17 protein-coding genes and 1 tRNA gene are annotated in these 24,028 nt (G+C 37.8%); 8 read left to right on the top strand and 10 right to left on the bottom strand.

Annotated features, from left to right (window positions below; translation table 11 throughout):
- Window positions 1-27: 27 nt before the first annotated feature.
- Complete coding sequence (locus D9O48_RS00380; protein ID WP_126969460.1) at window positions 28-1,695, bottom strand: peptidase domain-containing ABC transporter; 1,668 nt, start codon at window positions 1,693-1,695, stop codon at window positions 28-30.
- A gap of 8 nt (window positions 1,696-1,703) precedes the next feature.
- Complete coding sequence (locus D9O48_RS00375; RefSeq protein WP_126969459.1) at window positions 1,704-2,378, bottom strand: TetR/AcrR family transcriptional regulator; 675 nt, start codon at window positions 2,376-2,378, stop codon at window positions 1,704-1,706.
- 689 nt (window positions 2,379-3,067) lie between these two features.
- Here D9O48_RS00375 and D9O48_RS00370 point away from each other — a divergent pair.
- Both D9O48_RS00370 and D9O48_RS18890 read left to right on the top strand, forming a co-directional pair.
- Entirely contained in the window at window positions 3,068-4,390 is a 1,323-nt protein-coding gene (locus tag D9O48_RS00370; RefSeq protein WP_126969457.1) for an ATP-binding protein, read from the top strand.
- Window positions 4,391-4,410: 20 nt separating this feature from the next.
- Window positions 4,411-4,587 carry a hypothetical protein gene (locus D9O48_RS18890; protein ID WP_199750467.1) on the top strand — a complete coding sequence of 59 codons (177 nt, stop codon included), beginning with the start codon at window positions 4,411-4,413 and terminating at the stop codon, window positions 4,585-4,587.
- 403 nt (window positions 4,588-4,990) lie between these two features.
- Here D9O48_RS18890 and D9O48_RS00360 read toward each other — a convergent pair.
- Window positions 4,991-5,062 (bottom strand) — tRNA-Arg (locus D9O48_RS00360).
- 80 nt (window positions 5,063-5,142) lie between these two features.
- On the opposite strand from D9O48_RS00360, the gene D9O48_RS00355 reads away from it, so the two are divergent.
- Window positions 5,143-5,793 carry a tetratricopeptide repeat protein gene (locus tag D9O48_RS00355; protein WP_126969455.1) on the top strand — a complete coding sequence of 217 codons (651 nt, stop codon included), beginning with the start codon at window positions 5,143-5,145 and terminating at the stop codon, window positions 5,791-5,793.
- Between the two features lie 58 nt (window positions 5,794-5,851).
- Here the strand turns inward: D9O48_RS00355 and D9O48_RS00350 are convergent, their stop codons facing one another.
- The 5 genes from D9O48_RS00350 to D9O48_RS00330 form a co-directional block, all read right to left on the bottom strand.
- On the bottom strand, window positions 5,852-7,117 hold the full coding sequence (locus D9O48_RS00350) for a TlpA family protein disulfide reductase (protein ID WP_126969453.1): 1,266 nt from the start codon (window positions 7,115-7,117) through the stop codon (window positions 5,852-5,854).
- Window positions 7,118-7,258: 141 nt separating this feature from the next.
- Window positions 7,259-7,702, bottom strand: coding sequence for a PPC domain-containing DNA-binding protein (locus tag D9O48_RS00345; RefSeq protein ID WP_126969451.1), 444 nt, complete (start codon window positions 7,700-7,702; stop codon window positions 7,259-7,261).
- 11 nt (window positions 7,703-7,713) lie between these two features.
- Window positions 7,714-8,271: a type 1 glutamine amidotransferase domain-containing protein gene (locus D9O48_RS00340; RefSeq protein WP_126969449.1), complete on the bottom strand. Its 558-nt coding sequence runs from the start codon at window positions 8,269-8,271 to the stop codon at window positions 7,714-7,716.
- Window positions 8,272-8,534: 263 nt separating this feature from the next.
- Window positions 8,535-9,332: a response regulator gene (locus D9O48_RS00335; protein WP_126969447.1), complete on the bottom strand. Its 798-nt coding sequence runs from the start codon at window positions 9,330-9,332 to the stop codon at window positions 8,535-8,537.
- A gap of 5 nt (window positions 9,333-9,337) precedes the next feature.
- Window positions 9,338-10,720: a sigma-54-dependent transcriptional regulator gene (locus D9O48_RS00330; protein WP_126969445.1), complete on the bottom strand. Its 1,383-nt coding sequence runs from the start codon at window positions 10,718-10,720 to the stop codon at window positions 9,338-9,340.
- 113 nt (window positions 10,721-10,833) lie between these two features.
- Here D9O48_RS00330 and D9O48_RS00325 point away from each other — a divergent pair, with 113 nt between their 5' ends.
- The 5 genes from D9O48_RS00325 to metH all read left to right on the top strand — a co-directional run bounded on the left by D9O48_RS00325 (window position 10,834) and on the right by metH (window position 19,986).
- Window positions 10,834-13,989, top strand: a complete 3,156-nt coding sequence (locus tag D9O48_RS00325; protein ID WP_126969443.1) for an ATP-dependent helicase — start codon at window positions 10,834-10,836, stop codon at window positions 13,987-13,989.
- A 50-nt stretch (window positions 13,990-14,039) separates the two neighbouring features.
- Complete coding sequence (locus D9O48_RS00320) at window positions 14,040-15,473, top strand: Ig-like domain-containing protein (protein WP_126969441.1); 1,434 nt, start codon at window positions 14,040-14,042, stop codon at window positions 15,471-15,473.
- Between the two features lie 17 nt (window positions 15,474-15,490).
- Window positions 15,491-16,111 carry a recombination mediator RecR gene (gene recR, locus D9O48_RS00315; RefSeq protein WP_126969439.1) on the top strand — a complete coding sequence of 207 codons (621 nt, stop codon included), beginning with the start codon at window positions 15,491-15,493 and terminating at the stop codon, window positions 16,109-16,111.
- Between the two features lie 188 nt (window positions 16,112-16,299).
- The gene (locus tag D9O48_RS18885) at window positions 16,300-17,301 is read left to right on the top strand and encodes a homocysteine S-methyltransferase family protein (RefSeq protein WP_199750466.1); all 1,002 of its coding nucleotides are present in this window, start codon (window positions 16,300-16,302) and stop codon (window positions 17,299-17,301) included.
- Between the two features lie 9 nt (window positions 17,302-17,310).
- Window positions 17,311-19,986 (top strand): methionine synthase, encoded by a 2,676-nt coding sequence (gene metH, locus D9O48_RS00310; protein ID WP_199750465.1) that lies wholly within the window; start codon window positions 17,311-17,313, stop codon window positions 19,984-19,986.
- Window positions 19,987-20,034: 48 nt separating this feature from the next.
- Here metH and D9O48_RS00305 read toward each other — a convergent pair whose 3' ends face one another.
- On the bottom strand, window positions 20,035-23,205 hold the full coding sequence (locus D9O48_RS00305; protein WP_126969437.1) for an AsmA-like C-terminal region-containing protein: 3,171 nt from the start codon (window positions 23,203-23,205) through the stop codon (window positions 20,035-20,037).
- A 41-nt stretch (window positions 23,206-23,246) separates the two neighbouring features.
- A complete protein-coding gene (locus D9O48_RS00300) occupies window positions 23,247-23,996 on the bottom strand; it encodes an LOG family protein (RefSeq protein WP_126969435.1) in 750 nt (249 codons plus the stop codon).
- Window positions 23,997-24,028 lie beyond the last annotated feature (32 nt).

Below are 24,028 nucleotides of genomic sequence, written 5' to 3'. Positions count from 1 at the left end.
TGAGTAGTGTTCAAAGCTCAGCAATTATTAATCGCGGATAATATGACCGTTTTTCAAATGAAAAACATTGTCGGCTATACCCTGTAATGACGGATTTTCCGAAACAATAATAATAGTGGTATTGGTTTTTATTTTCTTTAAATAGTTAATCATATTCTTAGCGAATACAGCATCCATTCCATCGATCGGGTCTTCCAGCAACAACAATCTTTTCTTACCCAACAAAGCCCTCAGCAATAGAATTCTTTTTCGTGAACTGAAAGAAAGCTCGGTATCGGTATTACTCAATTGTGTGAGAAAACCTCCTGTGAATCGACCCGGAAAATCATCCATTCCCAACTCCTCAGCTAATCTGAGAATGTCGTGCGTGTCCAGATTTTCTCTGCCCAACAATAAATTATCCAGCAAGGACCCTTTGATCACGGCCATATCCTCTAAATACAAACCGGTGGTGTTTCTGAAAGATGCTTTGTCAAGATTCTTTAATGGTACCTGATCGAAGAGTATACTGCCGCTGGAAGGTTCATAAAACCCCGCCATCATATTCAGTAGTAACGATTTTCCGGCGCCTAATTTTCCATTGATAATAGTAATCGTATTCGCCTGAATATCGAAATTCATGTTTGAAAGAATAGGTTTTTGATCGTTGAATTGAAAAGTAACATCGCTGAACAAAATTTTAACACCTTCGTCAGAAGGGCCCATCTCTATTTCAGCAGAATGTTCTTCAGCCAGTTCGGTTACTTTACTTAGTTTCGTCAGTGAAGTGATCACATCATAATAACTTTCGAGGCTTTTGATCAATTTTTCTACAGCGGTGAGCATCATCAACACAACAATTTCCGTTGCAATGAAAGCGCCGATATTCAATTCCTGATTAATGAGCAGGTAAGTACCGATAGCAAGCATCAGTAAAGTGATCAATACCTTAAACCCAACAATTGCCCAGTATTGGAACAGCAATACTTTAAAGTGGGAGGTTCTATATTTTAAGTAATTAACTACTCTATTGTCTGTTCCGAAAAGATGCGTGTTTGCTTTCGAATTAATTTTAAATGTTTTAACAGACCCGGCAATATCTTCTAACCAGGAAACCACTTCATATTTTCTGTCGCTTTCTTCAAGACTTGATTCAACACCCGAATTCATCGTAAACCTGAAAATCAGAATAACAATAGCAAGTACCATTGCACCAAATACAAGAAACCAGGGGTGATAAAAAGAAAGTAGTACAATACCGAAAACAATTTGTATTAAAGCGGTGGGTATTTCCAGTAAAATTTTTGAAATCCCTTTTTGAAGATTCGGTGCGTCAAAAAAGCGGTTAACTAATTCGGGCAGGTAATACTTCTTGGTATCGGTAAGGTTTATTTTGGGTAGCTTTTCAGCAAAAGCGAGTGCATACTCAACGAATATCTTCTGTTGAATTTTTTCAATAATCTGCATTACTCTGATACGGAAAAAACCAGCCAGAAAAGTGCCCAACACAACAAAAGCGATGAGCAGATACAATGAAGTAACCATGGTAGCTCCCATTACAAAACTAACGATCGCCTGTATACCCAATGGAATACTCAATTGTACCAAACCACTCAGTATCGCATACATGTAAATACTGCCAACATCTTTCTTCTCTTTGGTGATATATTGAAAAAGTTTTCTGCTGCTGAATTGCGAGTTTATATTCTTTGCCACTGTACAATTTATTTAAGTGCTGAGAATGCAAGTTGATGGAGATAGTTAAAAACATATTGCCGGTGTTCAACCCGCGCAGAATTATCCGTAAGCGCTGGCAGGTGTTCACTAAAAAACTGTTGTGCATGGGCCGTTTCCAATAGCGTACTGGCCAGTGATTTCGGATACTTGAAATTTGGGTTCAGCTCTAAAATGATCTCATGTATAAAATTACACAGACTCTTCAAGGGGCTAAATACTTTTTCCTGATTGATTTCATCAACCTCCTTCACCAGATAAGCCTTGCTGCTTTCTCCGATAACAATGCTGTGTAACTTTTCAAGACTATAATCCTGTACCCGGGACACAACACCTTCGTCGTGCATAATAATACGCAACATTAATTGCAGCTTTTCAGCCGGATCGTTGATCTGCTGTAGCCGAATTTTAGCCACAAACTCCAGGTAACACCAGTACCAATTTAGAATGTAGGTGAGTAGTTTGTATTTTGAAGAAAAATACCGGTAAATGGTAGCTTCGGTAGAATCTATCTTTTGAGCTAGTTTTTTAAACGTAAATTGTTCAAAACCAATTTCATAAATTAATTCAATAGCGTTACTGACGATCGATTTTCCTATTTCGCTCGACTCAGGGTCGCGCAGATAAAGATGTTCATTCAGCTTAAATTTCAACAAAACGTCCATACAGATTCTATTGCAGGAGGTGAATACTATTGCAAAAATAGCAAAACCTATAAAAATAAATGTTAAGCAATTATTAATAATAGTATTACTATCATATATAATTGTAATAAAATCTGTACTATTTTTCCTACATTTTCATCTTCTTGAACTTATATGACACTAAAATTTTGTGGTTCCGCCGGGAAGAGAAATTAAATTTTAACTCCATTGATAGTCAATCTTTTGTCGTATACCAAATTGGAATCCTACACCATTTAGCACAGGATTATTTTTCATCGTTCTGGTCGTTACTAGCAGGGTTGAAGAATTAAAGAAGACAATTCCTTCTCGTAAATATTTTACAAAGATGTGTAGCCTCTGTCCTTTATTGCAAATTACTTATTGTGGTTTCACTTCCATAATGCTACAAAATGTGAAATATGGAAATAAAATCAACACAAAATAGATAACAAAAACGGTGAGACTCTCGCATCTGGTTTTCCTGTTTCCTCACTATTGTTTTATCGACAAATCAATAATTAACTTTTTTGTTTTGCACATAAAATAAAAAAATCCTTTGTCTTATTTTCATTTCTATTATGCTACAATCTTGCTTATTATCATTGTTAAGAAGAATTATGTGTATACCAAATTTCTTATTAACTTTGTAACCGTCGTAACTGTTACGGAAATAACAAAAATAACAAAGCATGAAGTTTTATAACAGGACAAGTCAATTAGCTGAACTTCAACGAATACAAAATTTGTCGTTTAACGACCACTCCCGTTTGACAGTGGTAACTGGCAGAAGGCGTATTGGAAAAACGAGCCTAATTATGAAGTCGGTCGAAGATTTACCGACTGTGTATTTATTTGTCGGCCGCAAAGCCGAAGCTGCGCTTTGTACAGAGTTTATTCCGGTTATTTCTCAATCGCTTGACACATTTGTTCCGGCAGAAATACGCACATTCCGGTCACTATTCCAATACTTAATGGAGTTGGCTTCTAACAGGGCATTTAATCTTGTTATTGACGAATTTCAGGAGTTTTATAACATCAATGAATCCGTTTACAGTGATATGCAGAATATTTGGGATACCTATAGGAAGAAATCTAAAATGAATCTGATTGTATCCGGCTCTATTTATTCGTTGATGCAGAAGATATTTCAGAACAAAAAAGAACCTCTATTCGGTAGGGCTGACAATATCATTAAACTTTCAGCATTTGACTTGACGACATTAAAGGAGATTATTCGTGATTACAATCCTAATTACACCAATGACGATCTGCTTGCTCTTTATTCTTTCACAGGCGGAGTTCCAAAATATGTAGAATTGTTCTGCGATAACATCACATTAAATATAGACGAAATGATTGGGTTTATGGTTCGGGAAAATTCGCCTTTTACCGACGAAGGAAAAAACCTCTTGATAGAAGAATTTGGTAAGAACTATGCTACCTATTTCTCTATCCTAAGTGCTATTTCGGGCGGTATCAATACACAGCCTGAAATTGAAGCTGCATTGGGAGATAAAAGCTTAGGTGGACAAATCAAACGGTTGATCGAAGACTATAATATCATCGTTCGCCAACGTCCGATATTGGCAAAAGAAGGAAGTCAAACCGTGCGGTACGAGATACAGGATAACTTCATTCGGTTTTGGTTTAACTATTTTGACCGTCATCGCTCACTGATTGAGATAAAGAATTTTATCGGCCTGCAAACAATCATCCAATCTGATTACCCGACTTATTCAGGTATCATGCTAGAGAGATATTTCAAGCAACAATTTGCTGAAAGTTTTCAATATCGTGCTATCGGTTCGTGGTGGGAACCTAAAGGCAATCAGAACGAAATTGATATTGTTGCGTTGAAATTAGAGAAAAACCAAGCGGTAGCAGCAGAAGTGAAACGACAGAAGAAAAATTTCAAACCTGAACTACTGGCATCGAAGGTGGAACATCTTAAACACAAGTTGTTGCCGAAATATCAGATTGAAGTGGTTTGTTTATCGTTGGAAAATATGTAGAACTTTATAACTATAAAGTCATGGATATAAAAGAAATTTTTGAAGATAAAATAAAAATAGAGGCAAAAGTAATGTCTATTGACAGTCTGTTTTATAACCAGGAACGAGTAAAAAATACAGACTTTAAGCCATCCTATCAAAGAAATTATGTTTGGGATGATGAAAAGCCTCATACTTTATTGAAAGTATTCTTTTAGGTACAGAAATTCCACCATTAGTATATTTTAGAGATTCCGATAAAATCGAAATTATTGATGGTCGGCAACGATACCAAACTATTTTGAGATATAAAGATAATTTGCTAAAACTCAAAGCGGACTTCAGAAATTAGTAAATACAGGCATCGCTAATGGTTGCATTTACTTGTCTTCCAATAACCATTCCCTGTAGATTCTGGAAGGCTGAAAGCTCTTATAATAACCCTGATTGATATATACGCCTGCATTAAAGTTTTTCATTATTCCTTATTTACCGGTAGCTTATTTAAATTTAATCCATTATTTTTAAATAAGGACATTGTTAATTAAAAAACAGCGTTCTTTTTTAATTAACCTACACCAACTCAAACCATACTTCTGAGCTTAAAAGAGATATAAAATGTGGTTCCGCCGGGAATCGAACCCGGATCTAAAGTTTAGGAAACTTCTATTCTATCCGTTGAACTACAGAACCTTATTAAATTTTACTCAAATTTATTCATTTCGGGAATATAATGGTCATTATTGTATCTTTGCCGCTCTAAAAATTGGTTTATGAAGTTTTATAATTGGGTTATTAAATATCGTCTTCCGCTGAGTATTGTTTTAATCATAATTGGTGTGGTGACGAATATTTATGCTAGTTTCTGGCCTGCGTTCCCGGCTTATCTGATTGGAGCTGTCTTGATTTTCGGTCACTTTTTTATCGGACCGATGCGTTTAATTCAGGAACATATGGAAAACGGTGACGTAGATGGTGCCGTAAGAGTGCTGGATTCTATTAAATATCCTAATTTATTATACAAACCGATCCGCTCTGCTTACTATACCCTAAAAGGGCAGTTGGCCATGATGAATCAGGATTTTGATACAGCAGAGTCAAACATGAAAAAAGGCCTGGCACTGGGTTCACCCATGCAGGACGCTAAAGGAGCAAGCTTGTTACAAATGGGTATGATTGCTCTTCAGAAAGGCAACTTAAAACAAGGGGAAGCTTATATCCGCCAGGCGCTTCGTGAAGGTTTACCGGATGCAGATAACGCCGCAGCTGCTTATCTTCAAATGTGCAGTATCATGATGAATAAAAGAGAATTCAGAGCTGCAAAAGACTTCTTCAGAAAAGCTAAAGCACAAAAATCTAACAACCCTGAAATCGTTAAACAGGTAAAAGAGGTTGAAAAATATATTTCCAGAATTCCCGGTTAACAAAAGCCACTATCAAAATAGACTGCCCCCAAAAGTCAGACAACTTTTGGGGGCTTTTTTATAGTAATTTCTCAATCATTTCTTTAAGTTCTTTATTACTCGGGCGCGGGGCTTTGTTATTAATAATATTACCCTGCTTATCAATCAGCATATATCTGGGTATCTCTGTTATCTTGTTCAACACAGCAAATGACGAATTAAAATTGCCTAGAATATTATAGTTCAGTTTTCCCTTTAAGTTTTTCTCAGAAAAGTTTGAAAACAAGTGCATTTCCCGATCGAGGCTCAGATAAAGCACTTGAAAAGGCTGTGATTCGAAAACTTTTGAAAGTTCTGCAGTAAAAGGCATTTCCCCAATACAAGGTACACACCAGCTGGCCCATAAATCAATTAATACTACTTTGCCCCTTAACTGAGTGAGCAAACGCTTGAATGAAATCGTATCATTTGCTTCATTCATAAGAGTGACTTCTTCTGACTTTGATAAATCATGGGTTAGTTTAAAATAAGCCATTTTTTCAGAGAAGGTTTTATCGCCTGCTATTGATTCATACTGCTCAAAATTCGTGGCAAACCATTCTTTGTCTCTGTAATAAGCCATATGCATCACAGTATACAGCGCTATTTCTTTATGTTCATGTTGAAAACGCGTATTGTAATCTTTTAACAACTCTTCTTTCTTTACAAATAACGGGAGATAACTCAGCACATAAGTTCTAAAGGTTAGAATATATGATTGCAGATTTCCGTCGAATTTTTTCAGCCAATAGGTATCGTAGGCTTCTGATTTCTTTTCTTTTGTATTGTACCGGATGTTTTTCCCGAGTATTTCATACAAATAGAACTGTTTTGTAAGGTGCTTATAATTATCGGAAACAGCTGATTGTTGCTGCGCAGTAAAAACCGAATCTATCTGATATTGTGTCCGCTTTATTGAAGAAGCTGCATTGCTGACATTAAGTTCGTTTTGAAATAATTTAAAAAAAGTGAGTGAGAGCTCCAGCTCATTTTCTCTTATTTTGCTTTTACTCTTGAAATAATAAAAACTTTCTTTAACAGAATCGATTTCAATATCGTCACCGGGAAAGAAAAAATAGGGTACATTTTTATCATTCTCCAGAGAAAATATATTCAAATAGTCATGTTCTACAGAAATTTCCGTTGTAGTACCTGGCGCTATTTGAAAAAACTGATAATTACCGAACTCATCATACTTTACAAATGAAACATTTACTTTGGTATTATTACTCAACTTTACAAGTGACGACGCAGCCATTGCCTGTGCACTACCGAATAGCAGTAAAATAAAAAATAGAGCTTTCATTCCCGGAAGTATTATTTAGTTTTGTATGTACTAAATATACTCATAATATTCATAAGGTTTTGCCAAATTCTTTTTGTATAAACATTCAAACCGGATATCTGAATGATTATCCCGTTTGAATGTTTTGTATGTAAGAGCCTATCAGAATGTATAAATATTTAAACCGTTCTCAGGATGTACGTCTTTTTTAACTTCACCCCTGATCTCCTGAACATACAACTCGCAGGCACCGCTTACAATAGCTTCTTCCAGATGACCGGCTAAAGCCGTATAATCACCCCGGCCCAGCGTAATATGTAAATGTAAAAGCGGCTCACCATTTAGCAAAGCTATATTGCCTGTCAGATTAGTCATTTCCAATTGTTCGGTAAACACCTTCTCCTTATATTCTCCGTTTTCCGGTTCATAAAATTTCAGCGTTACCTGATTCACCGCACCGATACCAATTATAGAACCGGCTTTTATTCCTGTTTGTGCAACAAAGTCATTTAATGTAGCAACAATTGCTTCTTTATCATCAATACTCACTACAAATAAGTAACCTTCTTTTAAAGCACTCCAGTTTTTACCTTTCATTTTTTCCATATGCTGATCGCTTATACTATTTTTTCATCATCAGATATACTTAACATCTCTATTATTGCTTCATTAAAAGCATTCAGGTCTTTCGGTGACCGGCTGGTAATCAGATTTCCATCTATCACTACTTCTTTATCCTGCCAGTCAGCGCCGGCATTTTTCACATCCTTTACGATAGAATGATAAGAGGTCATTTTTTTCCCTTTCACATAATCCAGTTCTACTAAAACCCACGGTGCATGACAGATAGCGGCTATCAGTTTATCATTATCAATAAAATGTTGCACAAAAGCCAGGGCATCTTTGTTTACGCGAAGCAAATCAGGATTAATTTGTCCGCCCGGTAATACAATGGCATCATAATCTGCGGCATTGGCATCACCTAGCTTTTTGTCTACATCATATTCAGGCCCCCAGTCTTCACCAGCCCACGACTTTACTTTACTTTTTTGAGGAGAAATCAAATGTGGTATTCCGCCCGCCTTTTTAATAGCATCAAAAGGTTTTTTAAACTCTGACTCTTCAAAGCCATTGTCGACTAATAATGCCACTTTTTTGTTGTTAATAGAGCTCATAGTACTGATTTTTAGTGATTAATATTGCTATGTCGTCAACAATACGCACAAACAGTGTCTGGTACAGTGGCAGGGAAAAGAGATTTTGTCAGTGGCTAAAAATATCATGCCCTGAAGTAGAAATATGTTTCAACTTCAGCAATAGGTCAATAATAGATATAGGTTAAAATGAGTAAGATTAAAACAAAAACGAAGTACAATCCATTGGTAAACCGAATATATTATAACATTCGGAGAAAAGTATTCTTTTGAGGTATTATTAATTATTGTGCGTCGTTGAGCAATTCGCGTTTCATTACTGCTGCGCAGAATTCGAGTACTTTGATGAGACGTTCTGTTGAAGCCCGTAAACTTCTTTTATCTTCCGCAACATAATTTCGAAGGATAGCCACTTCGGCCATTGCCTCTTCTACTTTTAGATAACTGATCGTGCCTTTGATTTTGTGGGCAACTTTCTCGACTTGTTCCCATTCATCTGCTTCACTATGCGTCTTTAACAGTTCAACGTATTCAGGTATACTGTTCACAAACATCACAATCATTTCTTTAATAAACTGTTCGTCACTCGAAAATGAATGTAAAAGCTCTAGTGAATAAATAGGATGTTCGGCTGAATGAGTAAGTTCCATAGTGCGGTGTATTTCAGATGAATCTTTCTTTTGCTGTAGGTTTTTATCAATTACATTCAGCAAATTTAATTCATTTACCGGTTTTGGCACCACATCATCTATTCCGGCAGCCCGATATTTTATAACGTCTTCCTGTAAACTATTTGCAGTCACTGCTATAATAAGAATATCTGCCTTTGAATTTTTCCAGGAACGGATTTGCCTGGTAGCTTCAACGCCATCCATCACGGGCATTTGTATATCCATCAAAATGAGGTCATACTCATTTTTTTGTAGCTTTTCTAACGCTATTGCACCATTATCGGCTATATCTACCCTAAAGCCCCAGCCCTCTACTATATGTTTTACCAAACGTTGATTCAGTTCCAGATCTTCTGCAAGCAGTATAGATCTGGCACCTAGTTTTTGCAGTGCGTCTTTAGGTTGTAACATATATTTTATTTAACCTTTAGTTCCCCGGCCTGAATCATCCGGTACAATGTACTTTTTCCCACATCGAGTTTTTTCGCTACCAGCAGTACATCATTATTATACTTATCTAAAAAGTATTGAATGATCTGATGTTCATACTCTTTTAAAGTTCTCTCCTGATTTAGTAAATCATCAATCGTGCTGGTATTATACAACGTAATATGTTCTGCATCGATTGTATTTAAATCGTCGCTCATAACACAAGCTAATTCCATCACCGACTTCAATTCACGCACATTTCCGGGAAACGGGTGCTTTAACAGTTTTTGCCGGGCATCCTGACTCAGTGTTTTTTTGGGTAGTTTATTTTCTTTTACGAACAGATCTGTAAAATGTAATGCCAGCAATATCACATCATTACCCCGATCACGCAGAGGAGGTAACTGTATCGGTAAACCCATTAAACGATAATAAAGATCTTCACGGAATGTTTTTTTCTTTGCTTCTTCTAATAAGTTCTTATGTGTTGCTACAATGATTCTGATATTTAAAGGTACTATTTCATTCCCACCGATACGCGAAACCTCTCTTTCCTGCACTATACGTAATAATTTCGCCTGCAGGCTCAGTTCCAACTCTCCGATTTCGTCTAAAAATAATGTACCGCCGTTGGCTTCTTCAAATTTGCCGATCCTTCTGCTATGAGCACCGGTAAATGCTCCTTTTTCATAACCGAACAATTCACTTTCAATCAGTTCTTTCGGAATTGCAGCTACGTTTACTGCAACAAAAGGCGCCTTTTTTCGCTCCGAATTATAATGAATCGCTTTGGCGACCATCTCTTTACCGGTACCTGTTTCACCCGTAATTGATACCGTAATATTTGTTTTACACGCTTTTTCAATCAGCGAATAAATCGTAGCAATACTGGCATCCTTGCCTATCAGAAATTTTGAATAATCATATCGCTGCGCCACCTGTTCCTGTAATTCTTCAACGCGCGCCTCTAATCTTTTCGCATTGGCAATCTTTGTCAGCAAATCCCATAAAAGCGTATGCGTCTCTGTTGGGTCTTCGCCTTTTACCAGATAATCATAGGCTCCGTTATTTAATAACTCCACCGCCACCTTCACCTTCTCTTGTGAAGAAATAACAATTACCTTGATGTTTTCATTAATAGAACGGATCTTTTTTAACACCTGCGCCCCATCCATCCCCGGCATCTGATAGTCTAATGTAATCACATCCGGTTGTTCATGAATATTGGCAAATAAACTTTTTGCATCCAAAAACGGTTTAACTGTATTGTCAGGGTTTAAGTTCAGAAAATGAGCCAAAGCTTTCACGAAAAAAGCATCATCGTCTAAAATGAAAATTTTTAGTGGTTGTGGCAGAAGTTTGAGAGACATAAGCTATTTTATTTCCTATTGTGGGAAATTTTCCAAATTTTACACTAAAATAAACTTTTTATCCAGCCCATCACAGATTTTTTAAGCTTTCTGTGGTGTTATCTTTGAAACATATGATACAACGTCAGAAACTTCAGGAACACTTTTTAGCGGAATATGCCAGGCTAAACGACGCACAGAAAGAAGCTGTGGACACCATAGAAGGTCCAGTGATGGTGATTGCAGGCCCGGGAACCGGTAAAACGCAGATCTTAGCCAGCAGAATCGGTAAAATCTTATTGGATACCGATGCGCAGGCAGAAAATATCCTCTGTTTAACCTATACCGACGCCGGAGTGGTGGCTATGCGTAAAAGGTTATTACAATTCATTGGAACTGACGCTTATAAAGTTAATATCAACACTTTTCACGCTTTTTGTAACGAAGTGATACAGGAAAACCTGTCGCTTTTCGACAAAAACAGCCTCGACCCCATCTCCGAGCTGGAACGCATTGAATTATATACCCATTTAATCGATCAATTTCCCAAAGGACACCCCCTCAAAAGATACCGTGGGGATGTTTACTTTGAAATGAATAACCTTCAAAGACTTTTTTCCACTATGAAACGGGAGGGTTGGAAACCCGGGTTCTTAAATGAACAGATCGATGCTTATTTAAATGACCTTCCTACCCGCGACGAGTATATCGCCAAACGTAAAGTCGGGGATTTCAAAAAAGGTGATGTTCGCTGGGACAAAATCGAAGAAGAAAAAGAAAAAATGGACAAGCTGCGGGCAGCGGTCAACGAGTTTTATAATTACCAGGACCTCATGCGAAAACGGAACCGTTACGATTTCGATGACATGATCAACTGGGTAATTGAAAAATTTGAATCTGATAAAAACCTGCTCGCCCATTACCAGGAAAAATACCTGTACATACTGGTAGACGAATATCAGGATACCTCCGGTACCCAAAACCGGATCGTAGAATTGTTGATCAACTTCTGGGAAGAACCGAACATCTTTGTGGTGGGTGATGATGATCAGTCGATCTATCGTTTTCAGGGAGCCAATATGGATAATATGCTGGTCTTCAGAAATCGTTATGCCGACCTCATCAAAGTAATTGTTTTATCGAATAACTACCGCTCCACACAACCGATTCTTGACGTCTCAAAATCTCTGATAGAAAGAAATGATGATCGGTTAATTAACCGCATCCCCGATCTTTCAAAACAACTGATTGCCGCACACCCGAAATACGAAAAAATCACGGTGGTGAAACCCGCAATTCGTGAATATACATCAGTGCGAATGGAAATGGTGGGTATTACTTTAGAAGTGAGTGAACTGATTCAAAAAGGAGTAGAACCGGGTAAAATCGCTGTTATCTATAAAGAGAATAAATACGGAGAAGAACTAGCTCAATATTATAAGATACGAAATATTCCGGTTTTTTCCAAACGACACGTTAACGTACTGCATACCAATCTGATAGAGAAGTTTGTACTACTGTTGAATTACCTTGATTCTGAACATGACATTCCATATTCAGGCGATGAGATGTTGTTTGAAATACTGCATTTTGACTGGTTTAAAATCCCTCCCATTCAAATTGCCCAAATCACTGCTGAAGTGGCCGACAAGCAGTTTAAGGAAGACGCCGTTTCACTGAGAAAACTTTTATACGACAAAGCCAACCTCCCGCCACGCGACCTGTTCAGTCCGGCACCTTCTGCCAATCTGGTCAATGCTTCCAAAGCAATTGAACAATTGATAAAAGACGTACCGAACCAAACCTTACAGGGGTTGATTGAATGCTGCATCCGGGAGTCTGGTTTACTAGGCGCTATTATGCAAAGCGAAGAAAAAGTATGGCTGTTGCAAATACTGACCGCTTTCTTTGATTTCATCAAAGAAGAAACCCGTCGCACACCTACACTGCAATTGCACGGATTGGTAAATATGCTGAAACTGATGATTAAAGAAGAAATTCCTATCAACCTGATTCAGGTAAGCGGTACTGATAAAGGAGTCAATTTACTGACGGCACATGGATCGAAAGGACTGGAATTCGAATACGTATTTTTTGCCGGCTGTAATGCATCGAGCTGGGAGAAAAAAAGAAAACCGGGGGGTGGATACAAAATTCCGGATACCGTTATCGGACAAACGAATAATAATAATGACCTGGAAGAATTAAGACGTTTATTTTATGTAGCGCTGACACGTGCGGAGCAACACCTCACCATTTCGTACAGCAGATTTAAAAATGACAACCGCGACTTAGAGCCGAGTATGTTTATTGCGGAAATTATTGAAAAATATCCGCTGGGTATTGAAAGTATTCAACTCACAAACGAACAACTCACCGAGTTTGAGCTGGTCAATTTTCAGAAACCGCAACGTCCTGAAATTGATCATATGGAACAAGACCTGATCAACCGGATGCTGGAAAAATTTGTAATGAATGTGACGGCATTGAATAACTATTTAAAATGTCCGCTTGATTTCTACTTTAAAAACCTGATCCGTATTCCATCACCCAAAAATGAAGCAACCGAGTTCGGTTCGGCCGTTCACCATGCGTTGGAACAACTATTCATGAAAATGAAACAAGACCCGAATGAACAATTCCACGGAAAAGATCAGTTCATTGCCGACTTTAAATGGTACATGAAGCGTCACCGTGAGAGTTTCACCAAAGAGCAGTATGAAAGAAGGCTGGAATATGGCGAGCAGATTCTGAACGATTACTACGAGACACACGTTAAATACTTCAATAAAGTAGTGGTAGTGGAAAGAAGCATCCGAAATGTGACCGTTAAAAATGTTCCCTTAAAAGGGAAATTAGACAAGCTGGAGTTTAACGGAAGCGATGTAAATGTAGTGGATTACAAAACCGGAGACCCTGATAACGCCAAAAACAAACTGGTACGTCCGAATCCGAAAGAACCCAAAGGGGGAGATTACTGGCGTCAGGCAGTTTTTTATAAAATTCTGGTAGACAATAATGAGTCTAAAAACTGGAAAGTAGTCAGCACCGAATTCGACTTTGTAGAGCCTAATAAAAAGAAAGAGTATAAGCGCGAAAAAGTAGTGATTACTCCTGAAGACATTGAGTTTGTAACCGGACAGATTGTGGAAGTATGGAATAAAATTCAACAAAAAGATTTTTACGTAGGATGTGGAAGCGAAGATTGCCATTGGTGTAATTTTGTTAAAACCAATCAGTTGGCAGTAGCACTTCACGACCTGGAAGAACCCGATGAACAGGATTTTTAATATTTTATTACCATAAAAAGCGATTAAGTTTGCAAATATTTTAGATACAAATGCGCAATTTTTTCATTTCGATTATCAGCATATATTTTATCCTGCTAATTTGTATAGGACAGGTAGGATGTGGACAAATGGCAGCTCCGATGGGCGGCCCCAGAGACAGTTTACCTCCTGTATTGGTTAAATCGAATCCTATAAATGAGCAATTAAACTTTAAAGAAACGAAAATCGTTTTAGAGTTTGATGAGTACGTTCAGCTGGATAATGCTTTTCAGAACATGATCGTTTCTCCTTTACCTAAACGCCAACCTGTAGTAGAAAGTAAACTCAGAGTGGTGACTGTTCGTTTAAGAGATAGCCTTGACGCTAATACAACTTACACGATCGACTTTGGAAAATCGATTAAAGATGTGAATGAAGGTAACATTGCGCAAAATCTTAAATACGTATTTTCTACCGGTAATTATCTTGATTCACTGACACTTTATGGGAAGGTGTTGAATGCAGAAACAGGCAAACCTGATAGTACCTATATAGTAGTACTTCATTTAAATAGCGAAGACTCGGCGGTTATCAAAGAATTTCCGAGATATTATACCCCCTTGAATAAAGACGGCGTTTTTAAATTTGAACGCCTTCCCGCAGCGGAATATTCTATTTACGCGATGAAAGACGAAGGTGGGCAAAGAAAATACCTTAGTAATTCTCAGGCATTTGCCTTCTATGACGAAAGAGTAAACACCACTACACAAACCGATTCGATTTACCTGTTTGCCTACATAGAGCCGGATGCAGAAACAGACGAAGAGCAAGATGATATATTCTCTAACATCAGCAACCAGAACAAAAGCAAAGAAAAAGAAGCTGCTTTAAAAAACTTTCTGGTGATTAATACAAATGTTGCCGGGGGTAAACAAGACCTTTTAGAACCTTTAGTGCTGGAAAGTAAACAAGCACCTTTCAAAACGGTAGATACCAGTAAGATTGTTTTGTATGGTGCAGATAGCACTCCTGTAAAAGGAGTACGTTTTGAGCTGGATACCAATATGACTAAGGTAACCTTACGTAATAACTGGATACCCGATCATTCTTATTACCTGATTTTAGATTCTACATTCGCTACAGATACATTAAACATGTCGTTAAAACAAAACGATACGCTTTCATTTTATTCTAAAAAAGAGAGTGAGTATGGTTTGGTAAGACTTCGATTTAAGAATCTTGCATTAGATAAAAATCCTATTCTGCAATTTATCAGCAACAATAAAGTTGTATATGAAAAAACATTAACCGGTCCTGAGTTTTTTGCTAAACTATTTCAACCGAGTGAATATGAATTACGACTGGTGTATGATGAAAACAAAAATGGAAAATGGGATCCGGGTAATTTTTTTGGAGAGAAACGCCAGCCTGAAAAAGTGTATGCAATTCCTGTAAAAGCAGCTGTACGTGCTAATTGGGAATGTGAGTTGGATATTGAGCTTTAATATATAAATTTGCAGCTATGGAATTCTCCTCGATTTTACTGGAAAAAGCGGTTCAAGAGTTTTCAAAACTTCCCGGAATAGGCAAAAAAACAGCTTTGCGGATGGTTTTGCATTTACTCAAACAAGACGAACAGGCGGTTAACCAATTCGGGGAGGCTATCATGCAAATGAAACAGCATATCAGGTTCTGTGAAAAATGCTTTAATGTATCAGATCAGGCTATTTGCTCTATATGCTTAAATACTTCCAGAAAACAGACACAGATTTGTGTGGTAGAAACCATCAAGGATGTAATAGCTATTGAAAACACACAGCAGTTCAGCGGTGTATATCATGTTTTAGGAGGAGTTATTTCACCGTTAGATGGTATCGGCCCTGACCAACTAAATATCGAAAGCCTTATTAAAAGAGCATCGGATGGAAATGTAGAAGAGCTGATATTTGCCTTAAACCCTACTATTCAAGGAGATACAACTATTTACTTTATACAGAAGAAGCTTCAGCATATACCTATTCAGTTTACGACCATTGCCAGAGGCATTGCTTTTGGCGGAGAGCTCGAATATGCCGATGAAATGACCCTTGCCCGCTCACTCACCAACAGGCTTCCGGTAGAAAACTATGTTTCCCGCAAATAATGTGTTTTGACAAATACATATATTAAGAGTACCTTTGCGATGTAAAGGTAGATTTGTTTATTGTTCGGCCTTTACCTTAGCTGGAATGAACTGAACTAATAAACGTAAGCAACCACTCTTTTGCATCGTTCTATTTATCCCTCATTCTGCAGCTAAGTTTTCATTAAACAGATTAAATATTGAAGTTCATGGACATTAAAGATGCCTTGAATGAACGTATTCTTGTAATTGATGGTGCAATGGGTACCATGATTCAACGATATAAGTTATCAGAAGCGGATTATCGGGGCGAACGTTTTAAAAGCTGGCATTCAGACGTAAAAGGGAATAATGATCTTTTATGCCTTACACAACCACAGATTATTGAAGAAATACATCTCCAGTACTTAGAAGCTGGAGCTGATATTATCGAAACCAATACTTTTTCCAGTACATCTATCGCTCAGGCTGATTATGACATGCAGGCATTCGCTTATGAACTGAATGTTGCCGCAGGCCAATGTGCCAGAAATGCCGTCATCAAATACAATCAGAGTCATCCGGATAAAAAGTGGATTGCCGGCGCTATAGGCCCTCTGAATAAAACATTGAGCCTCTCTCCGGATGTTAATAATCCCGGGTTCCGGGCACTCACCTTCGATGAAGCTAAAAATGCTTACTACGAACAGGTGAAAGGCCTCGTAAAGGGCGGTGTTGACCTTTTACTCATTGAAACCATCTTTGATACCTTAAATGCCAAAGCGGCAATTTATGCCATCCAGGAGTTCAATGAAGATCATCCGGAACAAATACCATTACCCATCATGATCAGCGGTACCATTACCGATGCATCAGGAAGAACTCTAAGCGGACAAACACTGGAAGCCTTCTATATATCCGTTCAACACTCAAATCCGTTAAGCATCGGATTAAACTGTGCGCTCGGTGCAAGAGAAATGCGGCCGCATATTGAAGAGCTATCACAAATATCCAGCTGTTTCGTATCTGCCTACCCCAATGCCGGCCTGCCAAATGCCATGGGAGAGTATGACGAACATCCGGAAGAAACAGGACATTACCTTGAAGATTGGGCTAAAGCAGGTTTTGTAAATATTGTTGGCGGTTGTTGCGGAACAACCCCTGATCACATCCGTAAAATTGCGGAAAATGTAAAAACAATCAGCCCAAGAAAATTACCCACTATTGTTTAGGTTATTACTATGAGTACTATTATTCATTCGTATAGTCAGTTCAGTGGACTGGAACCACTTACTATCAGGCCAGAAACTAACTTCGTCAATATCGGAGAACGTACAAACGTTACCGGATCAAAGAAGTTTGCCCGTCTTATCAAAGAAAATAAGTACGAAGAAGCCCTGAGTGTAGCACGTCAGCAAGTTGAAAACGGTGCGCAGATCATCGATGTAAACATGGATGATGCATTGTTAGACGGTGTTCAGGCCATGACTACATTTCTTAACTTACTGCAAAGTGAACCGGATATCGCAAAAATTCCGGTGATGATCGATAGTTCAAAGTTTGAGATCATCGAAGCGGGTTTAAAATGCGTACAGGGTAAATGTATCGTTAACTCCATCTCGATGAAAGAAGGCGTGGAGAAATTCATACAGCAGGCACGCATTTGCAGAAAGTTCGGCGCTGCTGTAGTAGTGATGGCATTTGACGAAAGCGGACAAGCTGATACCCTGCAACGTAGAGTCGATATTTGCGAACGAGCTTATAATATCTTAACGAAAGAAGTAGGCTTTGCACCACAGGATATCATCTTTGATCCTAACATCTTCGCTATTGCAACCGGAATTGAAGAACATAATAACTATGCCGTTGACTTCATAGAAGCTACCCGGATTATCAAACAGAAAATGCCACTGGCTAAAATATCAGGCGGCGTCAGTAATATATCTTTTTCTTTCAGAGGTAATGAATACGTGCGCGAAGCAATGCACAGTGTATTTCTATTCTATGCCATTAAAGCCGGCATGGATATGGGAATCGTAAATGCCGGGCAACTTGTAGTGTACGATCAGATTGAAGAACCTCTGAAAACACTTTGTGAAGACGTTATTCTTAATAGAAATGCAGAAGCTACCGATGCGTTAATTGTTTACGCAGAAAAAGTAAAAGCAAAAGGCAAAACCATTGAAAAAGACGAATCATGGAGATTGATTCCGGTAGAAGAAAGACTCAAACATGCCCTTGTAAACGGCATTACGGATTATATTGATATTGATACGGAAGAAGCACGCCTCAAATATCCTAAACCACTGGACGTTATCGAAGGACCACTCATGGATGGAATGAATGTGGTAGGAGATTTATTTGGTAGTGGTAAAATGTTTTTACCACAAGTAGTTAAAAGCGCCCGGGTAATGAAAAAATCCGTAGCCATTTTAACACCTTATATTGAAGAAGAAAAGAAAAAAAATCCGTTGGCACAACAAGGCGGAGCTGCGAAAATTCTGATGGCTACCGTAAAAGGCGACGTGCATGATATCGGAAAAAATATCGTAGGAGTTGTACTGGGATGTAACGGTTATGATGTGATTGACCTCGGTGTAATGGTTCCTGCAGATAAAATACTGGATACTGCAGAAAAGGAAAAAGTGGACATAATCGGACTGAGTGGATTAATTACTCCTTCACTGGATGAAATGGTGCACGTTGCACACGAAATGAAACGACGTAACCTGAATATTCCATTAATGATTGGTGGAGCTACTACTTCCAGAATGCACACAGCTATTAAAATTGCACCTCAATATGATTACGGTGTGGTGCATGTATTAGACGCATCCAGAAGTGTAACCGTAGCCGGGCAATTATTAAACTTTGATACCAAACCGAACTTCTTATCAAACATTTCAACTGAATATATTCAACTAAGAAGTGATTTTGAAAAGAAAAAAGGTGTAAAAGCATATATTTCTTACAGCGATGCAAAAAATAATCCGGTAAAAATAGATTGGTCTGATTACAAAGTAACCGAACCAACATTCACCGGTGTGAAATATATTGATCAGGTCACTGCTAAAGATTTAATTCCATACATTGACTGGAATCCCTTCTTTATTGCATGGGAGTTACACGGAAAGTTTCCTGCTATCCTGAAAGATGAAATAGTAGGAGAAGAAGCAACTAAATTACACATAGATGCGCTATCGATGCTGGAACGCATCGTTGAAGAGAATTGGGTAACGCCTAAAGGCACGATCGGTTTCTGGAAAGCAAAAAGAACTGACACGGATACTGTTACTATACAAACAGATAATGGTGAAAGAAACCTCGAGTTTTTACGCCAGCAAAGTAAAAAAGCCGCCGGACAACCGAACTTTAGTCTGGCAGACTTTATTAAACCGTCTGCTCAATACGAAGATTATATAGGCGCCTTTTCTGTTACTATTGAAGGAATTGAACCTTACATACAACAATTTCAGGCAGAACAGGATGACTATAAAAAAATCATGTTACAAGTATTAAGCGATCGCCTGGTAGAAGCATTTGCAGAGTACTTACATGAAAAAACAAGGAAGAACTATTGGGGTTATGTAGCTGATGAGCAACTCGACAACGAAGCGTTGATTAAAGAAGCTTATCAGGGTATCCGCCCTGCACCAGGTTATCCGGCCTGCCCTGATCATACCGAAAAAATAAAACTTTTTGAATTGTTGGGAAATGAAAAAACAGGCATTCAACTAACTGAATCACTGGCAATGTATCCCGCATCTTCTGTTTGCGGTTGGTATTTTGCACATCCGCAGAGTCAGTACTTCGGTTTAGGAAAAATTCAGAAAGACCAGATCGAAGCCTACGCAATAAAAAAAGAAATGAGTATCGAAGAGGTTGAAAAATGGTTAAGACCGGTACTCGATTATTAAATTTTTACCATTAAGAGATTAAGGGAATTAAGAAAACGCTTAATCACCTTAATCTCTTAATGGTTGACTTATTAACACAGATACCGCAGTACTATCCATCGCAATCACCTCTTCTTCATCAGCTTCACTATCATCTCTTACCGTTAATGGTTTATTATCAGGGCCACGTTTTAACTTCACCACAGGATTATCACTCGTTCCTGATATATTAAACGGAATACCGAAAATACCTAATGGCGGCAATCCGATACGACCTTTCATTTGTAACCTTCCGTCCATTGCCATCTGTCCCTGAAACTTAGGTCTGAATCCTGCAATTCTCATTTTCACCGGTTCTATCGTAATGATCGATTGATCAATTTTAGAAACAATATTCACACCTTTTAATGCAGGATCCTTTAGTTCATCATTTTCTGCACTCTTACTAACCGCATTCATCAATTTAAAGCCTAAAAGCTTAACATCTTTTACAGAAATTGTTCCGCCTCCCTTCAAAGAGGATAAAACCGGGAACATTTCTTCATTTAGTAACCCTGACAGTTTATAATCTAATCCAATTAATCCGTAAGCATTCTTCGCAGCTGGTGCCAATTCTCTGAAAATCGGAATAGATTTATATCCGTTTTGTATATCGAAGCTGTCTGCCTTAACTGCATAATCAAATTGAGCCGACAATGGGGTCAGACCCTGATAATTTCCATTCATACGAATAGTTGCCCCTGCAATTTTAAACATGGTCTCTTTTAAAGAAAGAATAGAGTTATCTAATGTAATGGCTCCCTTAAAATCGGTTAATAAAATCTGATTGTAGTTGATTTTATCTACTAATGCTTCAAATTTCAGCTTCATGTCTGAAGGTAACATTACTACTCCATTGACTGCTTTTGCAGTATCAACAGCTACCGGCTGATCACTATACACCATCCACTCATCCACATTCAGATAAGGGGCTTTTAAAGTGAATGATCCTTCCAGTTTTTGATCAGACAATAACATCCAGTTCAACATATTCAGAAAATAACCATTCAGTTCAAGGTCTGCACTGGCATATTTTGCTTTGAAATTATTGAAGCGCATCTTTTCTCTGTCGAATGTAAACACTCCGTGATAAAGATGTAAAGGTTTAGGAAGCACCTCTGCGGTGAGATAGATATCATTCACTTCAAGTTTACCATTGCTTTCCACCTGATTGTATTTTCCGTTGATGATATCACTGGCCTTTCCTTTCATAAAGAAATCAGTATCCAGCGTTCCATTAACATTGTAACCATCAACATGAAAAACTTTGTACAGAGTTCCTATATCCAGCTTTCCTTTTGATATTAAGTTGTAGTGAATATCATCAAAGTTCTCAAAATTAGCTTTGATAAAAAATGGCAGTCCCGCTAACTCAAAAGAAATAGGCTTGATTTCAACTTTAAGGTCTGATAAACTTCCTTTATTATCACTTGCCTCCACTTCTATCTGAATATTCCGGATTGGTGTCGGATAGTATTTTGTCTGAATTAACCCGTCTTTTAATAAGAATAAAGCTTTACTAACCGGAAAGATATTTTTATCGAGATCAATATTCCCTTTACTTACCAGGTCAATCGTCAGATCTCCCTGAATAAAAGTGCTGTCGAGAGGAATAAACTCCTGAAACTCCTTCAATGAAAAGGTTGATTGAATAGCTGCATTCACAGGCTCTTCCCCTTCTTTATTTATGTGAAAAAATCCATGAATAATTGAATTCAGCGCTTTTGCATTTAACTGATCGATACTTATTCTGGTATCTTTCCAATTGGAAGAACTATTGCTGGCATTCAATTTAAATTGAATATCATCAATTGACTGGCTAACACCCGCAAATTTTACCGAACCGTTTTTAAAGTCTGATTTAAATACAAAAGCAGGAATAGAATATAGTTTGTTCTTTTTTCTGATTGAGGCAGCATCTGCACCGTAATGGTAATAACCGTTAATCTTTAAATCAGCAATATAGTTACCTGATAACCGGAAGTCAGTAATACCCAACGCTTTCACCCATTGTTCAAATTGCAAATTCAACTGAGCATCGCCATTGATGAACATACGTTCGAGTCCGTTCGTTTCAAGCTTCGCTCTTAAATGGTCGGTACCTAACTTAGCAATTAGTGTATCTATTTTCACCTGCATACTATCGGTATTCAACTGAGGCATTTTAAAATCGAAACGTAGCTCTATATCACTAACAGGCATCGGAGCTCCTGTATATTTTATATAACCTCTATAGATATCCGTTTTCAGCGTAAGGTCAGGATACAGGTTCTGCGAAGGAATATACTTGCCTTTGAGTGTAAAAGCAAGTTGGGCATCTCCTTTAACCTTAGTTTTATCCAACCATTCTCCCATTGTTTGCGGAATAGCCGATAAAAGATCTTCAAAAGCAGACTTCTTTGTTTTTACGTCAAAGTTAAAATCGTAGCCATCTGCTAAAAACGAAACAGAAGCGTCAAAACGTACCGGTAACTTGTTCAACAGAAAGCCATTGTCTTTAAACTCAAGTTGTAAAGATTTTGTATTGATTCTTGTATTGAGTTTAGCAGCCAGTGATTGATTCTTTATATAATAAGTACCGTCGTAATTTAATATGGCGGCGTCTATTTTTAATCTTGACTTCAGATCAAACTCTTCTGAACTAAGGTCTCCGTTACCTTTATAATTTAACCCTTGCGCAGTTATTAATATCGGAATTGTACGGTCAACGTAGGTTAAGTTAATATTGTTTAAAACAATATTCTCCAGTTTCAAATCTGTATTAACAGTATCAGCTGCTGCTACTGTTTCTTTGGAGGTCTTAAAAATGTTGTAATTAGGTAAGCCTTCTTCATTAACAAGAACTGATACAAGGCCATCTTCGAGGAAGATTTTGTTGATGTTAATATCTCCTTTTGCCAACTGCCACAAGTTAATACCAAAAGCCAGTTCGCGGGCAGCAATAAGTGTATCTTTCTCAAAAGGAGCAGCTCCTTTTAAGATCACATTATCAAGACTTAAAGTAAGAGAAGGAAAATGTTTAAAGAAAGAAAGTTTTGAATTTTCGAAATCCAGTTTTCCTGTGATGGACTGATTTGCCCATAATTTAACCTGCCTTTCAACAGCAGAAGGAAAAAGATAAGGGAGAATAAATAGCAAAACTAACAACGAAACGATGATGGCAAATAGAGATATGCCAATTTTTTTCACTCGCTGAAACATAATATAGATTTAGGTGGTCTGGTTAAGACCACCTAAAAGTACTATCTTTTCTCGAACAGCCACCATCTCTCTTTACGTGGCTTGATTTTATAGTTAGAATCGATGTATTTATGGATATGATCCATGGCCTCATCTACATCATCGGTATAAAGAATCAGGTCAAGGTCTTCAGCTGAAATAGTTCCTTCATCTTTCATACTCAATATATAATCCCACAGTTTTTCATGATATTGACGTCCGTACAGAACAATCGGAAACTGTGTTACCGACTTTGTTTGAACCAATGTTAAAATTTCGAAAAACTCATCCAGTGTTCCGAAACCTCCCGGTAAAATAATAAAAGCATAGGAGTATTTCGTAAGCACCGTTTTTCTTACAAAAAAGTGTTCAAAGTTAAAATACTCATGTAAGTATGGATTACCATGTTGTTCGAAAGGTAAAATGATATTAGCACCGATTGACATACCGTCATTTTCGTATGCACCTTTATTGGCAGCTTCCATAATTCCCGGGCCGCCACCTGTCATTGTTGTAAGACCCGATTCAGCGATTCGTTTACCGAATTCAACAGCTGCCTGATAATAAGGATGGTCTTCTTTAAATCTTGCTGAACCGAAAACGGTAATACATGGTCCAACGAAGTGAAACTTTCTAAAAGCTTTGATGAACTGAGTAAATACACTCCATGCAAATTTCAATTCGTACCCACGACTTTTTGGCCCCTCCAGATAAATTGGCTCTTTGCGAGGAATTATAGGTGAAATTTTCTTCTTTATTTGTGTAGCTTCCATATCTAAATTGTAAATTGCTCCTCAATATAACT

The sequence above is a fragment of the Gynurincola endophyticus genome (assembly GCF_003991195.1).
In the GTDB taxonomy this organism is placed as follows: Bacteria; Bacteroidota; Bacteroidia; order Chitinophagales; family Chitinophagaceae; genus Gynurincola; species Gynurincola endophyticus.
This window is presented reverse-complemented; position numbering and strand designations above follow the sequence as displayed.

What these genes read in the sequence shown, in the direction of transcription:
- D9O48_RS00375 (WP_126969459.1), bottom strand. Translation starts at nt 2,378, where the DNA reads ATGGACGTTTTGTTGAAATTTAAGCTGAATGAACATCTTTATCTGCGC.
- D9O48_RS00370 (WP_126969457.1), top strand. Translation starts at nt 3,068, where the DNA reads ATGAAGTTTTATAACAGGACAAGTCAATTAGCTGAACTTCAACGAATA.
- D9O48_RS18890 (WP_199750467.1), top strand. Translation starts at nt 4,411, where the DNA reads ATGGATATAAAAGAAATTTTTGAAGATAAAATAAAAATAGAGGCAAAA.
- D9O48_RS00355 (WP_126969455.1), top strand. Translation starts at nt 5,143, where the DNA reads ATGAAGTTTTATAATTGGGTTATTAAATATCGTCTTCCGCTGAGTATT.
- D9O48_RS00350 (WP_126969453.1), bottom strand. Translation starts at nt 7,117, where the DNA reads ATGAAAGCTCTATTTTTTATTTTACTGCTATTCGGTAGTGCACAGGCA.
- D9O48_RS00345 (WP_126969451.1), bottom strand. Translation starts at nt 7,702, where the DNA reads ATGGAAAAAATGAAAGGTAAAAACTGGAGTGCTTTAAAAGAAGGTTAC.
- D9O48_RS00340 (WP_126969449.1), bottom strand. Translation starts at nt 8,271, where the DNA reads ATGAGCTCTATTAACAACAAAAAAGTGGCATTATTAGTCGACAATGGC.
- D9O48_RS00335 (WP_126969447.1), bottom strand. Translation starts at nt 9,332, where the DNA reads ATGTTACAACCTAAAGACGCACTGCAAAAACTAGGTGCCAGATCTATA.
- D9O48_RS00330 (WP_126969445.1), bottom strand. Translation starts at nt 10,720, where the DNA reads ATGTCTCTCAAACTTCTGCCACAACCACTAAAAATTTTCATTTTAGAC.
- D9O48_RS00325 (WP_126969443.1), top strand. Translation starts at nt 10,834, where the DNA reads ATGATACAACGTCAGAAACTTCAGGAACACTTTTTAGCGGAATATGCC.
- D9O48_RS00320 (WP_126969441.1), top strand. Translation starts at nt 14,040, where the DNA reads ATGCGCAATTTTTTCATTTCGATTATCAGCATATATTTTATCCTGCTA.
- recR (WP_126969439.1), top strand. Translation starts at nt 15,491, where the DNA reads ATGGAATTCTCCTCGATTTTACTGGAAAAAGCGGTTCAAGAGTTTTCA.
- D9O48_RS18885 (WP_199750466.1), top strand. Translation starts at nt 16,300, where the DNA reads ATGGACATTAAAGATGCCTTGAATGAACGTATTCTTGTAATTGATGGT.
- metH (WP_199750465.1), top strand. Translation starts at nt 17,311, where the DNA reads ATGAGTACTATTATTCATTCGTATAGTCAGTTCAGTGGACTGGAACCA.
- D9O48_RS00305 (WP_126969437.1), bottom strand. Translation starts at nt 23,205, where the DNA reads ATGTTTCAGCGAGTGAAAAAAATTGGCATATCTCTATTTGCCATCATC.
- D9O48_RS00300 (WP_126969435.1), bottom strand. Translation starts at nt 23,996, where the DNA reads ATGGAAGCTACACAAATAAAGAAGAAAATTTCACCTATAATTCCTCGC.